The sequence below is a fragment of the Deferrisoma sp. genome (assembly GCF_054681715.1).
In genome coordinates this window covers 18,313-32,730 of record NZ_BAAHFQ010000026.1, presented here as the reverse complement: position 1 = coordinate 32,730, position 14,418 = coordinate 18,313, and the positions used below count along the sequence as shown (strand labels likewise).

Genomic DNA, 14,418 nt, shown 5'->3' with positions numbered 1-14,418 from the left:
GGCCGACGCGCGCGACGTCGAGGCCGTGGTGGAGAAATACGGCCTCGTCAAGGCAAAACTCGCCCGGATCGAACCCGATGAGTTCGACTACATCGCGTTGGCCTACACGATCTCGAGCCTCTATTCCGCCATGGAGAACTACTTCTTCCGGGTGGCGAAGGCGTTCGAAAACCGGATCGATCCGTCCCGGTGGCACCGGCACCTTCTGGAACGCATGGCCATCGAGGTGTCCGGGGTGCGCCCCGCCGTCCTCACGGCCGAGGAGCGAGACCGGATCGACGAACTCCGGGCGTTCCGGCACGTGTTCCGACATCTGTACCATCGCGCCCTCGACGTAGAGAAACTCCAACTCCTGGACCGCAGGGTGCCGGCTGCGCTGGACGCGTTTCGAAACGCCCACCGGCGGTTCCTGGAGCGCCTCGGGCACACCGAGAGCGCATAATCCCAGTAACCTTGCCCCCCGTTTTCCGTACCCCGTGTCGTGCGCGCCCTTTGACCCGCGGCGGTTCCCGGGACATACTGTGGCACCGTCGGCTTCCACCGCTTCTTCCCTCCAGGAGGCACCCTTGAAGCGCCGCATCGTTTCCGCCGTGGCCGTGGCCGCGCTCGCCTGGGCGCCGGCGCTCGCGGCCGAGAGCCTGTTCGTGGACGTGACCCAGGAGGCCGGGGTCGGCGACGCCGGCAACGGCAAGGGCGCCGCGTTCGCCGACATCGACAACGACGGCGACTGGGACCTCTACGTCTCCAACAAGGGCGGCGCCAACCGCCTGTACCGCAACAACGGCGACGGCACCTTCACCGACATCACGGCCGAGGCCGGCGACAATCTGGGCGACGCCGGGTTCGCCATGGGGTCGATCTTCTTCGATTACGACAACGACGGCTGGGTGGACCTCTATCTGGCCAAGGGCGGCCGGTACGAGGTGGAGGCAAACCGCCTGCTCCGAAACGTGGGCGGCCGGTTCGTGGACGTGACCGAGAAGGCCGGGGTGGGCTCGAAGGCCTTCACCTATGCGGCGGCCGCGGCGGACTACGACCGGGACGGCTACCTCGATCTCTACCTCGCCAACTACGGGGTGGGCGCCAAGAACCAACTGTTCCGCAACAACGGCGACGGCACCTTCACCGAGGTGACCGACCAGGCCGGCGTGGGCGACCGCTCCTGGTCGTGGATGGCCGTGTGGGCCGACGTGAACGGCGACGGGTGGCAGGACCTCTACGTGGTGAACGGCCGGTACCCGGCCGGGGAACCGAACCGGCTGTACATCAACAACGGCGACGGCACGTTCCGCGACGCGAGCGCCGAGGCCGGGGTGGCCGACCCCCACTGGGGCCTCGGGGCAGCCTTCGCCGACGTGGACAACGACGGCGACCTCGATCTGTTCGTGTCGAACTACGTGGGCCCCAACGCCCTCTACCTCAACGACGGCACGGGGCGTTTCACCGAGGTCGGCAAGGCCGCGGGCCTCGCCGACGAGGGCTGGGGCAAGGGCCCGACGTTCGGCGACATCGACCACGACGGCGACCTCGACCTCTACGAGGGCGACTGCAAGGTGGCGAACCAGCTCTACCGGAACAACGGCGACGGCACCTTCACGAACATCGCCGAGCGGAACCCCGACGTGCGCTGCGAAACCGTGCGCACCAAGGGCACCACCTTCGCCGACGTGGACGGCGACGGCGACCTCGACCTCTACGTGGTGAACTGGGGGGTGGAGAACCGGCTGTTCCGCAACACCCTGAACGACGGGAACTGGCTCAAGGTGCGGCTCGTGGGCACGATCTCGAACCGCATGGCCGTGGGCTCCCGGGTCTGGGTGCGACAGGGCGACCGGCTCGTGGGCATGGCCGACCTGCCCACCGCCTCGGGCTTCTGCGCCCAGCCCCCCCAGGAACTCCACTTCGGGGTCCGGGCCGGGGAGACCTACACCGTGGAGGTCCGGTTCCCCAACGGCACCCGGAAAGTCGTGACCGGGGTCGCGCCGGGCCAGGTCCTCACCATCGAGGAGCCGCGTGAGCTCGCTTCCCGCTGAGCGCGGGGCCTCCTTCGACGGACCAAGGGCTGCCCCGGGGCAGCCCTTTTTGTCGCCCGCCGCGGGGCTCGGCGGCCCCGGGCTTTTCGCGCTGTCGGCCGGGGTTCTGGCCTACGAACTCCTCCTGCTCCGGCTCTTCTCCGTGCTCATGTGGTACCACTTCGCGAGCCTCACGATCGGGCTCGCGCTCCTGGGGCTCTCCCTGGGCGGCGTGCGGGTGGGGCTCCGCCGGCGGGCCTCGCCCGGGCTCGCGCGCCGGGGGGCGGCCGGGTTCGCCCTGGGCGTGCTCGCCGTGGTCGGGGGGCTCTGTGCCATCCACGCGAGCCCCCGGCTCGCCGCCTGGACCCTGGCCCCGTTCCACCAGCCCTTCTTCCAGCCCTTCGCCCGCACCGCGGCAACGCTCCCCACCGAGGGCATCGCGTGGCGGGTGCTCGCCCTGGCGGGCGCCGCGGGCCTTCCGTTCCTGGGGGCCGGCGTGGCCCTGGCCGCCGAACTTGCGCTCCGGCCCCCGCGCCTCCACCGCGCCTACGCCTGGGTGCTCGCCGGGTCCGGCGCGGGGGCGGCGGCCGTGCCGCTCGCCCTCACCGCCTGGAGCGCGCCGGCCGCGCTCGCCCTCGTGGCCGCCCTCGCCGCGGCACCCGTGGCCCGGCGGGTCGGCCGGTGGGCGCCGGCGGTGGTGGTCCTGGCGGGACTCGCCGCCGCCCAGGGGCTCGACGCCACCGGGGCGGCCGAGCTCCCCCTGGCCCGGGGCCGGTACGAGCCCGGGCTCCTGGCCGTGCGGTGGAACCCCATGAGCCGGGTCGCGGCCTACTCCCTGGCCCCCGGCGAGACCGCCCGGCCCTTTGGCCTTTCGCCCGCCTACCGGGGGCCCCACCCGGCCCAGATCGGGCTCGTGGTGGACGACTCCGGGTACACGAACCTCTTCGCGGGCGAGGAGGCCCGCCGGACCCCCGAGTACTTCCGCCGGAACCTCGTGGCCCTGGCCTGGCACCTGCGACCCGGGGCCCGGGCCCTGGTGGTGGGGCCCGGGGGCGGGAAGGACGTGTGGGTGGGGCTTTCGTTCCCGGATTCCACGATCCGGGCCGTGGAGATCAACCCCGGCGTGGTGGAGATGGTGGAGGAGGTGTTCGCCGGGTTCACGGGCCGGCCGTACCGGGACCCCCGGGTCGGGCTCACCGTGGCCGACGCCCGGGCGTTCACGGCCCGCACGGCCGAGCGTTACGACGTGATCGAGGCCTCGGCCGTGTTCGGCCGGATGCCCCCGGCCGCCGGGGCCTTCACCCTGTCGGAGGATTTCCTCCACACCCGGGAGGCCCTGGCCGCGTACTGGGCCCGGCTGACCGAGCGGGGCATCGTGTCCATCACCCTGTTCGCCACGGAACGCCGGGCCCCCCGGCTCGTGGCCCTGGCCCGGGACCTCCTGGACCGGGAGGGGGTGGCGAACCCGGCGGCCCACGTGCGGGTGGTGGCCGACCGGGCCGTGGCGAGCGTGCTCGTGGGCCGGGCCCCGTTTTCGGCCGCGGACGACGCCGTCATCCGGGCCTTCGCACGGGAGAACCGGTTCCGGGTGCTCTATCCCGGCGGCGAAAACGACGGGGGGCTTCTCGCGCGGCTCCTCGAGGCCCCGGACCTCGGGGCGGCCCTGGCGGAACTGCCCTACGACGTCTCGCCCCCCACGGACGACCGGCCGTTCTTCTACTACACCCTGCGCCCCGGCGATTTCCTCGCCGCCCCGGACCGGGCCGCGGGGTTCGACAACCAGGGCGTCCTCGTGCTCCGCACCGCGTTCCTCGGGCTCGCCGCCGCCGTAGGGCTCGGGCTCCTCGCGCCCGTGGGCCTGCGCCACGGGCTCCCCCGCGGGGGCGGGGCGGCGCTCGCGTACGCCGCGCTCCTCGGCGCCGGGTACATGCTCGTCGAGATCGGGGTGCTCAAGCGGCTCGTGCTCTTTCTGGCCCACCCCGTGTACGCGGCCGCCGCGGTTCTCGCGGCGTTCCTGTGCGGAAGCGGCCTGGGGAGCCTCGGCGCCCGGCGGATCGCGCCCACCCCGGGGCGGCTCGGCCTCGTGCTTCTGGCCGTGGCGGGGGCCGCCGCGCTCTGGGCCGGGTTCGGGCCCGCATGGCTTCGGCCCGACCACCCCTGGGGCCTCGCGGGCCGGGCGGGGCTCGCCTTCGTCGCCCTCCTCCCCCTCGCGGTGCTCATGGGCATCCCCTTTCCGGCGGGGCTCGGGCTCCTCGGTCCCGGCACCGGGCCGTGCCTGCCCTGGGCCTGGGCCCTGAACGGGGCGGCCGGGGTGCTGGGGTCGGTGGGGGCGCTCCTGGTCGCCCTCCACGGCGGGTACACCGCCACCCTGGCCCTGGGCGCGGGCCTCTACCTCGCGGCGGCCGGGCTCGCCCCCCGGCTCGGGAGGGGGGCGCCGTGAGGTGGCTTCTCGGCCTCGCCCTCCTGCTCGCCGCCTGCGCCCCCCCCGAGGGGCCGGGGCGGGTCGAGGGCACGGTGGAATGGGAGGGCCGGGGGGTGCCGGCCGCCCTGGTGCAGGCCTACGCCCGGCCGGACCTGGACCCCTCGGTGCCGCCCGTGGCCGAAGGCCCCACGGACGAGGAGGGACGGTTCCGGCTCGAACTCCCCCCCGGCACCTACTGGGTCTGGGCCCGGGCCACGGTGGACCGCCCGGGCCGCCAGGTGCGGCTCCGGGGCCAGGCCGAGCCGGCACCCGTTTCGGTGGCCGCCGGGCGCACGGCCACGGCCCACGTGGCCCTTTCGGACCCGTCCGGGTTCGGCGCGGCGGCCGCGGCCGGCGGGGTCTCGGTGCAGGGGGAGGTGCGGGGCGCCCCCCCGGCCGAGGTGATGGTGTACGCCTACCCGGGCCGGCCCGAGCGGCCCACGGGGCCCGGGTTCGCGGCGGCCGCGACACCCGACGCCGAGGGGCGTTACCGGCTTGTCCTGGCCCCCGGCCCCTACACCCTCGCCGCCCGGTGGCGCCAGACCGGCGAACCCCACGGGGCGCTCGAACCCGGCGACCGGGTGGCCGAGGCGGCGGTGGAGGTGAAGCCGCCGGGACCCGTGGCGGCGCCTCCCCTGGAGCTCCGGCCCCTGGACCCGGCGGTGTGGGGCCAGACCCTCCGGGCGACCCCGGCCGCCCACACCTGGGCCGAGGGCACGGTGACCGACGCCGCGGGGCGCCCGGTGGCCGGGCTCTACGTGCTCGCGTTCACCGATCCCCGGATGGTGGGGAAGCCGGCGGCCCTGTCGGCGCCCACCGACCCGGCGGGCCGGTTTCGGGTGTATCTTCCCGGCCCGGGCCGGTACTGGTTCGGGGCCCGGAGCCGCCTGGGGGGCCCGGCCGAACCCGGGGAGAAGGTCGGGGCGTTCCGGGGCGAGGACGGCACGGGGGTCCCGGTGGCCGAAGGCCAGCACAGGCAAAGCATCCGGATCGTGGTGGAGGAGATGTGGTGACGGGTAGGACGAACGAACCGGCTGGCCCGCCGACGAAAAGCCCCTTCGCGCGAGACTGCGAGTCCCTTTGCGGCTGGAAGGCTGGAAGGCTGGAAGGCTGGAAGGCGAAAACCCGTTGTGCGGACGGGATCCAGATCCCGTCGCGCAGGGGGCGTTCCGGAGGCCCCCCGCACCCCAGCCCTCTCCCCCGCCGGGGGAGAGGGTGGGGCGGCGCAGGGCCGCGGCGGCCGCCGGGCACGTTCCGGATCGCCTTCGCGGTTCTCGTGGCCGTGGCCCTCGCGGGCGGGCCCGCGGGCGCCCTCGCGGAACAGGGGATCCGGGGGCGGGTGAGCCACGAGGGGACCCTCGTGGAGGGCCTGGTCGTTCGGGCCTACCCTTACGCGCCCGGCACCTTCGGCCCGCTCACCGGGGAGGCACCCGCGGCCGAGGCCCGCACCGCCACCGACGGCACCTACCGGATCCAGCTTCCCCCCGGCCGCTACGTGGTGGAGGGGCTCGCCAAGGCCGAGGGGAACGCCGGGCCCCGGCCCGAACCCGGGGACCTGTGGTGCCTCTACGCCGGGTCCCCCGTGGTGGTCACCGAGGGGGCCTGGACCGCCGTGGGGCTCAACCTCGTGCGGGTGCCCCGGGAGGAGCGGCGGCCCACGGACCGAAGCCGCATCGAGGGGGCCATCACGTTCCAGGGCGAGCCGGTGGAGAAGTGCTACCTCTCGATCTACGCGGACCCCGCCACCGCCTTCCGGGGCCCGGCCCGGCAGACGGTGCCCGTGCGCACGGGCGCGTTCCGGGTGGCCGTTCCCCCCGGCACCTACTACCTCGTGGCCCGCAAGCGGGCCCGGGGCGGGTCGTTCGGCCCCATCGAGATCGGCGACCGGTTCAACTTCTACGCGGGGAACCCCCTGACCGTGGGCCCCAACGAGACCGTCCGGATCGAGATCCCCCTCGTGGAACGGCTGAGCCAGCTCGAGGAGGACCCGGGTGCCTACCAGGGGGTACCGGTGATCGTGACGGGTCCCGACGGAAGCCCCGCCGAGGGGTTCTACGTGCTCGCCTACGCCGCCCCGAACCGGGCCGGTCCGCCCCTCGCGGTGAGCGCCCCCACCGACGCCGAGGGCAAGGCCCACGTGCCGATCCCCCCGGGCACGGCGGCCTACCTGCGGGCCCGAAAGAGCCTGGGCGGCCCCCTGGCCGAGGGGGAGGCGTTCGGCGACGCCGAGGTGTCGGGCAACGCCCCGGCGGCGGTGACGATCCGGATCGGAGGGGCGCGGTGACCCGGTGGGCCGCCGGCCTCCTCGCGGCCCTCCTGCTCGGGGCCTGCGCGGCCCCCACGGCCTCGGTGCGGGGCCGGGTGATGCGCGATGGCGCCCCCCTGGCGGGCGCCGCGGTGCAGCTCGAACCCCGGGCCGGCGGGCCCGCCTTCGAGGTCAGCACCGGCCCCGACGGCCGGTTCGCCCTGGACCGGCTGCCGCCGGGGGCCTACCGGGTGGAGGCCCGGGGCCCGGGCGCTCTCGCCGCGCTGCCCGGCCAGAACCCCTTCTACGTACCGGCGGGGGAGCCGGTCTGGATCGGGCTCCAGGCGGTGCCGGCGGAGTCCCCCTCGTTCGCCCCGCTTCGGGAGGCCGAACCCGGGTTCGGCGCGATCGCGGGCCACGTCCGGTTCCGGGGTCAACCGGTGGAGGGCGCCGTCGTCACCCTGTACGCCGACCCGGACCACGGGCTCCGGGGCCCGGGGGTGATGGAGTCGTTTCCCACCGGACCCGACGGCGCCTACGTGATCGAGGGGGTCCTGGCCGGCCAGTACTGGGTGGTGGCCCGGAAGCGCCAGGGCCCCGGCGTGGGGCCGGTGCGGGAGGGCGACCTCTACGGCATCGCCCCGGCGAACCCCGTGGCCGTGAAGGACGGCCAGGAGACCCGCCTCGACCTGCACCTGGTGGAGAAGGAGCGCGACGCCCCGCCCGACGCCGGGATCCTCCGGCTCACCGGCACCGGGGTGCGGGGCCGGGTGGTGGACCCGGAGGGCCGGCCCGTGGCCGGGGTGTACGTGTTCGCCTACCGCAACCGGATCATCGGCCACGGCATGCCCGACTTTCGCACGCTCCCCACCGGCACCGACGGCCGGTTCGAGCTGCCCCTGGGGGACGGGGGCCTCTTCTACCTGGGCGCGCGGGAGAACGCCGGCGGCTCGCCGGTGCCGGGCGAATGGTTCGGGTTCTACGAGGGCTCCCCGGATCACGGCCTCGTGGTGCCCAAGGGTCGGGTGCGCGAGGGCGTGGAGATCGTGGTGAAGAGGGTGCTGGGTGGGTACTGAACGGCTGGGAGGCTGGGAGGCTGGCAGGCTGGGACGCGGGGACGCGGGGACGCGAACCGGCCGGGCGGCCGGGCGGCCGGGCGGCGCGAAAGCTGGGAGGCGGGGAGGCCGGGCCGCGGGCCCCCCGTCACCCGTCATCCGCCACCCGTCACGACCCTTCCGTCGTTCGTCGCCGCTCACGCTCGTCCGGGCTTTCGCTGCCCATGTTGTGCTGTTGCTGTTCCTGGCCGGATGCCGGGCCCCCGGGCCCGGGGTGGCGCCGTCGGACCTCCACGCCATGCCCACCGAGTCCATCACCGGCCGGGCCGAGTGGTCGGGCGAGGTGGTGGTGGACCGGATCGTGGTGGTGCGCTCCGGGGGCGAACTCGTGCTCGCCCCCGGCACCCGGGTGCGGTTCCGGCGGATCGACTGGGACGGCGACGGGATCGGCGACGCCGAGATCACGGTGGAGGGGCGGCTCACGGCCGTGGGCACGGCCGAGCGGCCGATCGACCTCGCCTCGGCCGAACCCGATCCCCGGCCGGGGGACTGGAAGTACCTCATGGTGAACTTCGCGGCCGGGGCCGAGCTCGACCGCGTCCGGGCGCGCCACGCCTTCAGCGGCATCCAGGTCCACTACAGCCCGGCGGCGATCCGGAACTGCGAGTTCGCCGAAAACGTGGACGGGGTGCGGTTCTCCACCGCCGACCTCGTGGTCACGGGCACCTGGATCCACCACAACACCCACGGCATCCGGTTCGAGGAGCGTGGCCACCCGGCCCGGATCGAGGGAAACGAGATCTCGGACAACGAGGTGGGCGTCTTCGCGGTGACCCGGTGCGGGGGCGGCACGGTGTTCCGCCGGAACAACTTCAGGCGGAACCGGGTGCCCGTGAAGCTCGGGTGGGAACAGGACCGGGGCCTCGCGTTTCCCGGGAACTACTGGGGCGGGCTCACGGCCCTCGAGGTGGTCGGGGCCTCCCTCGACGGCCGGGAACGGCGGCTCGAGCCGGGGATCACGGTCGAGCCCGTTCTCCCCGAACCCGAACCGGTCCCCTGGCCCTTCCGCGGCGAGCCGCCCCGGTACTAACACCAACGGAAGTATTGTCAGATCCCCGTGGTCGCTACGGAAACCAGCGGGTGGGGGGCTGGTGGAGAGCCGGGTGCGGCCCCTCACCTCGCCGCGCCCCACCAGGCTTGGATTGCTTTCGAAGATCCGGAACTTCCGTTGCCGGCGCCCCGACCGACCGCGCCGGCAACGGCATGGAAAGGCGCGGCGATCTGGTGCCGCACTCGCGCCCGGCCGGAACCAGTCCCCCACCCGCCCCCGGCAATACGTTTGAAGGTAGTGGCAGTTGGGCGACAGGAAAACCGTTCGTCGTTCCTCGCAGGTCGCCGGTCGTTTCCGTCCGCACGTCCGCACGTCCCAACGTCCGCGCAGAACGCCTACCCCCCCAGCCAGTGCCAGAGGGCCGCGGCCAGGCCGCCGCTCACCACGAGCCACGACGGCAGGTACCACGCCGCCGCCGGCCGGGTGGCCGGGTCGCGGACGCGCCACCACAGGACCCGGGCGCTCCGGAGGATGCCGGCCGCCAGGACCCCGAGGGCGACCCAGCGAAGGGCCGCCAGCGGGAGCAGAAGGTCGGGCTTCGGCAGGAGGCCCGAGGCGTGGATGGCGAGGTAGGTCTCGGCGCCCCACGGATCGTAGACGAGATACGGCAGGTAGGCGGCCTTCGCGTTCAGCTTCACCAGGGCGAGCGCCAGGTGGCCGCCGAGCACCGGGCCCACGAAGGCGGGCAGCGCGGCGAGCCACCCCCAGCCTCGAGCCTTCGGCCCGGGGCCGGGCGCGGACCCGGGCGCCCCGGCCGCGGGGCGCCCCGTGACCCGCGCGCCCAGGCGCCCCAGGATCGGTGGCAGGCCGAGGAGAACCGCCGGGACGACCGCCCCCATCCAGAGGGCCCGGAACCAGGCCGGCGGCAGCACCCCGGGCGTCAGGGCCACCTCGGCCTCGGGCCAGGTGCGGTAGAGGGCCAGGGACACCAAGCCCAGGAGGGCCCCCAGGAACACGGCCCGGGCCGGGGGCAGCGCCCCCGCGGCCGGCCGCCGGCCCCACCACACCCCCAGGTTCCCCTCCGGGCAGCGGCGCACGCACCGCAGGCACAGCAGGCACTCCGTGGGATCCATCCGGGTCGGATCGAGCGCCACGGGGCAACCGGCCCGATCCCTGCGGCGGAACCAGACCCACCGGCCCCAGTCGAGGCGCCGCCACTCGGGGTCGGTGGCCACGCAGGCCCGGCCGCAGGCGCGGCAGCGGCCGGGGTCCCGGGCCCGCACCGCGAGCGGGGTGTGCCGGGCGTAGAGGGAAAGCACGGTGCCCACGGGACACAGGCCCCGGCAGAAGGCGCTCCGGCGCCACAGAACCGCACTCCCCACGGCGAGCCCCACCACCCCGGCGATGAGCGCCGCGGTGGCGTGGGGGCTCAGGTTCGCCTCGAACCACACGACGGCGGCCACCCCCGCCCCGAACACCGCAAGGCTCCCCCACCCCCGGGCGATCCACCGGGGCCAGGGGAGCCCCAAACCCCGGCGGCCGAGCCCGTCGGCCACCCACCCCAGGGGACACACCCCGCACCAGGCCCGCCCCAGCACCGGCACGACCGCCACGAGCCCCATGAACCAGAACACCCAGAAGAGAAGCGTCGTGGCGTGGGTGTACACCCGGGGGTGGAGATCGGGCACCCCGGGGATGGCGTCGTAGCCCCAGCCCAGGGCGATCAGCGCCACGGTGCCGGCGAGCCAAAGCGCCCGGAGCGCGGTCTGGGCCGCCGGCCGCAGGAACGGCCGGGTCAGGGGATGGCGGTAGAGATCGACGGGACGGGTGGACAAGGGTGTGGACTCCGTTTTTGGGGCGGCTAGGCGGCCGGGCAGCTAGGCGGCTGAGACCCTTCCGGATTTCGGCGTCGCCGCTTGCCCGAGCCTGTGGGAGCGGTCCCCGGGCCAGGGATCAGAATTCAGAGGGCGGATGTCAGAATCCCCCCGTCCTCTGTGCGCTGCCCGCTGGCGCCGCGCTCCTGGCAACGGGCACGGCCAGCCTCCCAGCCTTCCAGCTTTCCAGCTTTCCAGCTTCCCTCACCGATACACGCTGTCGGGCAATCGCTCCTCCCCCTTGGCGTCGCGGAAGGTCTGGGGGGTCTTGCGCACCAGGGCGAGGCTCCGAGCCGCCCACTCCCGCACGGCGGGGACCGGGTCGTCGGTTCGCAGGCGTTCCAGACCTGCCTCGGCACCTCTCGCCTCGAGCACCCCCAGGGCCCGGGCCGCCTCGAGCCGCACGCGCCAATCCGGGTCGTCGAGGAGGGACACCAGGGCGCCGGCCGCCTCCGGGTCCCCCAGCATCCCGAGGGCCCAGGCCGCCGGGGCCCGGGTCTGCGGGTCGCGCAGCGCTGCCACGAGGAAGGATTTGGCCCGCCGATCCCGGATGTCGCCCAGGGCGAGCACGGCCTGCACGCGCGCCGCAGGGGAAAGGGACGGCGCGGCCTCCAGGATCGCCGGGACCCCGGCCTTCCCCAGCTTCACCAGGGCCCGGGTGGCCTCCCGGGCGGTCTCCCCGCCCGCGGCGAGGGCCGCCGCAAGGGCTGGGGCCGCCTCGGCCCGGCCCAACTCCCCCAGCACCCAGGCCCCCACGTACCGGCGGGGGAAGCCCTCGTCGGCCAGGGCCTCCCGCGCCGCGTCGAGCGCCCAGGGCCATTTCCGATTCCCGGCCACGGCCAGGGCGTGTTCCCGGAGCACGGGATCGCCTGCCCGGCACGCCCGTTGGATCTCCGGTTCCACGGCCTCGGGCGGGAGGGCGAGCACCGCCTTGTAGGCGGCCGAGCGCGTTTCCTCGTCCCAGGGCCGTCCCATCCGGCCCACCAGTTCGGCCACGGCCTTGGAATCCCCGGCCGCCGCCGCCCGGGCGAGTTCCTCCACCGGCACCGTCCGCGGCACCCCGCAGGAGACGAGCAGAAGAAAAAGGGGCGCGGCGAGTCGCAGGCCGCAGGTCCTCCACCCCGCCGCCCGACCGCCTAGCCGTTCAGCCTGACCCCCGTGACGCGTGACGGGTGACCGGTGACGGGTGAGGACACCACCCGGCAGCGCGCCCCCCGGCCACCCGGCCGCCCAGCCGCCTCGCCGCCTCGCCACTCCTACCATACCTTGTGCACCGTGATGTCCACGCCGGTCACCACCTGCCCCTCCGGCACGATAACGGCCGAGGGATCCACGGTGCCCCGGTCGTAGCGGCCGTAGAGCTCGCCCACCTCGGGGGGGCCCCCGTACTTGTCCCGGGCGCAGACGTAATAGGTGCCGCCCTCCGGCAGCTTCACTTCGTAGCGACCGTCCGGGCCGGTCTTGGCCGACACGAACTTGGGCCGCTCCGACATCTGGATGTGGTCGTACACGTGGACCCGCACCCCTTCCACGGGATGGCCCTCGGCGTCCACCACCCGGCCCCGGATCCCCGTGGCCCAGCCGGCCGCCTCGCCCAGGGGCTGCTTGGTGTTGCCCTCCTTCACGTAGGCGAGGATCGGAAGGTCCAGGGGTTTCCCCGCTTCCACGGTGATCCGGACGGGCTCCGACTTGAGATCCCCGGCCCGCACCGGTCCCGTTTTCGCCCCGCCGGCCCGCCTCCGGGCCACCACCAGGTACTCCCCGGGTGGCAGTTCGGTCTCGAACGCCCCGTCCTTCAGAGGCCCGAACTGGAGGTACGGCGGTCCCCGCAGGTCCATACCGGGCTTGTACACGTCGAGGATCACCCCGGCCGCCGGCTCGTACACCGTGCCGGTCAGGCGGGTCAGGGCCCCCGGATCGCTCCCGGATCCGGAACACGCGGCCAGAGCCATCAAGGCCAACAACGGAAAAACCGACCTACGCATCCCTCGCTCACTTCCGACGCTCTACGGCGCCGGCCTGGTGTCCACCACCCGGTCCCGCGGCACGAGCCACAGGAGCACCGGGTCGGGCACCGCGTTGTGGTCCTCGTTCACCCCGTCCAGGAGGGCGATCCCCACCGGGTACACCCCGCCCGGGTCCAGGCGGACGTCCTCCGGGTCGCTCCCCCGGAGGGCCCGGCGGAAGGTCACGGTCCATCGGCCCCTCCGCCACCGCCCCTCGGCCTTCACCTCCGTGCGGCCCGGGGCGTCCGCCCGGTCCAGGAACGCCGGGGCCCGGGCCCCGGGTTCGGGGTCCGGGGCCTCCGCCGGGCCGCCCCCCTCCGGCACCCGGTTCTCCACGAACCGGTCGCCCGGCGCGTCGGGCTCCCGGCCCCCGGGCCCCAGGGAAAGGTCGTCGGCCTCTCCCCCGGGCCGGCCCCAGCCGGCCTTCCACTCCCACAGGTCGAGCCGGCCCCAGCCGGCCGGGGTGGCCATGCGGTAGTCGGCGAACGCCCGTGGCCCGGCCATCCGGAAATCCTCGAGATGGCAGGCCCGCACGCAGGTGAACCCCTCGGCCGCCGCCCCCCACAGGAGCGCCGCCCCGTCCTGCCCCGGCCCCTCCCGGCGCCATCCCCGGCCGTCCCAGCGCCACCCGGGCCCCCGGTGGGGGGTGGGATCCGACCAGACGAGCCGCACGAACGCGTCGCGTTGCGTATAGAACGCCCGCACCTCCAGGTCCACCGGCGGGGTTTTCGTGCCGTGGTGGCAGGAGGCCGTTGCCTTGTGCACCGAGTCGGCGTCCACCGCCGCCCCGGCGGCCCGGGTGGTGCGGCCCCCCACCGCCCGGACCCGGAGCGCAACCGCCCCGGCCCAGTCCCCCTCGGTGGGGGGATGGTCCAGGGGAAGGGCGAGCACCCGGTCGCCGGGGGTGCCGCAACCCGCCGCCAGGACGGCCGCGGCCAGCAGGGAGAGGAAGGTTCGAAACCGCACGGAAGGGGGTACCCGGAAGCCGCTCAGGGGTTACGCCCGCCCGAGGGCGGCCACACCCACCGCACCTCGCGCGCCAGGGTCTTGGCGAACGGGTCGGCCCGGGCCTGCAGTTCGGCCCATTCGGCCTCGGTGTACACCAGCAACTCGGCGGGGACCGGCAACTCCTCGGTGCGCCACGAAAGCCCCCGTCGCTCGAAGGGTTCGGCGCTCCGGGCCACCACGGCCACGAGGTCGAGATCGCTCCCCGGCCCCCAGTCGCCCCGGGCGTAGGAGCCGAAGTACCCGAGCCGGCGGAGTTCCGGGTGCCGGCCGGCCTCGTCCCGGACCCACCGGCCAAGCGCTTCGAGAACCTCGTCAGGCCCGGGCCATCTGAGCACGGGCGAACGCAACGATCTCACGGGCATAGTCCACCGCGGGCCCGCTGTGGAGCGGGCCGTAGTGCTCGGCCGGCGCCCCGGCCGGGTGGCCGTTGGGGCACCGGGTGGGGATGTAGTAGCCGTCCAACACCTTGGCCTTTTGAACCAGGTCGTCCGGCACCTCGAGCGGAAGCTCCTTGAGCAGGCGCGCCACCACGTGGCCCCAGGCGTCCTGGCCGCACCAGAGGTGCAGGGCCTTCACCCCCTTCTCGGCGGCCTGCTGGGCCACGAAGCAGGCCCATTCGTGCCGGCCCAGGCGGGCCGCCTGCTCGGCCATCCCGAGGTCCAGTTCCGCCTGGGTCAGCCAATCCTCGGCGCGGTTCGGCATGCTC

13 protein-coding genes are annotated in these 14,418 nt (G+C 74.8%); 7 read left to right on the top strand and 6 right to left on the bottom strand.

Features of this window, described 5'->3' with window-relative positions; genetic code table 11:
* The 7 genes from ACY0I8_RS06270 to ACY0I8_RS06240 form a co-directional block, all read left to right on the top strand.
* The coding region (locus tag ACY0I8_RS06270; RefSeq protein ID WP_461394075.1) for a ribonuclease toxin HepT-like protein at positions 1-442 on the top strand (442 nt) is incomplete at its 5' end.
* A gap of 124 nt (positions 443-566) precedes the next feature.
* Positions 567-2,033, top strand: coding sequence for a CRTAC1 family protein (locus tag ACY0I8_RS06265; protein WP_461394074.1), 1,467 nt, complete (start codon positions 567-569; stop codon positions 2,031-2,033).
* The gene (locus ACY0I8_RS06260) at positions 2,014-4,452 is read left to right on the top strand and encodes a spermidine synthase (protein ID WP_461394073.1); all 2,439 of its coding nucleotides are present in this window, start codon (positions 2,014-2,016) and stop codon (positions 4,450-4,452) included. The genes ACY0I8_RS06265 and ACY0I8_RS06260 overlap by 20 nt, the downstream gene beginning before the upstream one ends.
* Entirely contained in the window at positions 4,449-5,486 is a 1,038-nt protein-coding gene (locus ACY0I8_RS06255) for a hypothetical protein (RefSeq protein WP_461394072.1), read from the top strand. Before ACY0I8_RS06260 ends, ACY0I8_RS06255 begins: the two co-directional genes overlap by 4 nt.
* Before the next feature lie 263 nt (positions 5,487-5,749).
* Positions 5,750-6,757 carry a hypothetical protein gene (locus ACY0I8_RS06250; RefSeq protein WP_461394071.1) on the top strand — a complete coding sequence of 336 codons (1,008 nt, stop codon included), beginning with the start codon at positions 5,750-5,752 and terminating at the stop codon, positions 6,755-6,757.
* Positions 6,754-7,794 carry a carboxypeptidase regulatory-like domain-containing protein gene (locus ACY0I8_RS06245; protein ID WP_461394070.1) on the top strand — a complete coding sequence of 347 codons (1,041 nt, stop codon included), beginning with the start codon at positions 6,754-6,756 and terminating at the stop codon, positions 7,792-7,794. Before ACY0I8_RS06250 ends, ACY0I8_RS06245 begins: the two co-directional genes overlap by 4 nt.
* Positions 7,795-8,002: 208 nt before the next feature.
* Positions 8,003-8,863, top strand: coding sequence for a right-handed parallel beta-helix repeat-containing protein (locus ACY0I8_RS06240; RefSeq protein ID WP_461394069.1), 861 nt, complete (start codon positions 8,003-8,005; stop codon positions 8,861-8,863).
* 356 nt (positions 8,864-9,219) lie between these two features.
* On the opposite strand, the gene ACY0I8_RS06235 is transcribed toward ACY0I8_RS06240, so the two are convergent.
* The 6 genes from ACY0I8_RS06235 to ACY0I8_RS06210 all read right to left on the bottom strand — a co-directional run bounded on the left by ACY0I8_RS06235 (position 9,220) and on the right by ACY0I8_RS06210 (position 14,414).
* Positions 9,220-10,659, bottom strand: coding sequence for a 4Fe-4S binding protein (locus ACY0I8_RS06235; RefSeq protein ID WP_461394068.1), 1,440 nt, complete (start codon positions 10,657-10,659; stop codon positions 9,220-9,222).
* A gap of 243 nt (positions 10,660-10,902) precedes the next feature.
* Positions 10,903-11,739, bottom strand: a complete 837-nt coding sequence (locus ACY0I8_RS06230; protein WP_461394067.1) for a HEAT repeat domain-containing protein — start codon at positions 11,737-11,739, stop codon at positions 10,903-10,905.
* A 215-nt stretch (positions 11,740-11,954) separates the two neighbouring features.
* A complete protein-coding gene (locus ACY0I8_RS06225) occupies positions 11,955-12,683 on the bottom strand; it encodes a carboxypeptidase regulatory-like domain-containing protein (protein ID WP_461394066.1) in 729 nt (242 codons plus the stop codon).
* 21 nt (positions 12,684-12,704) lie between these two features.
* A complete protein-coding gene (locus ACY0I8_RS06220) occupies positions 12,705-13,670 on the bottom strand; it encodes an ethylbenzene dehydrogenase-related protein (RefSeq protein WP_461394065.1) in 966 nt (321 codons plus the stop codon).
* Positions 13,671-13,693: 23 nt separating this feature from the next.
* Positions 13,694-14,047: a nucleotidyltransferase domain-containing protein gene (locus tag ACY0I8_RS06215; RefSeq protein ID WP_461394064.1), complete on the bottom strand. Its 354-nt coding sequence runs from the start codon at positions 14,045-14,047 to the stop codon at positions 13,694-13,696.
* Positions 14,025-14,414, bottom strand: coding sequence for a HEPN domain-containing protein (locus ACY0I8_RS06210; protein WP_459941485.1), 390 nt, complete (start codon positions 14,412-14,414; stop codon positions 14,025-14,027). Before ACY0I8_RS06210 ends, ACY0I8_RS06215 begins: the two co-directional genes overlap by 23 nt.
* Positions 14,415-14,418 lie beyond the last annotated feature (4 nt).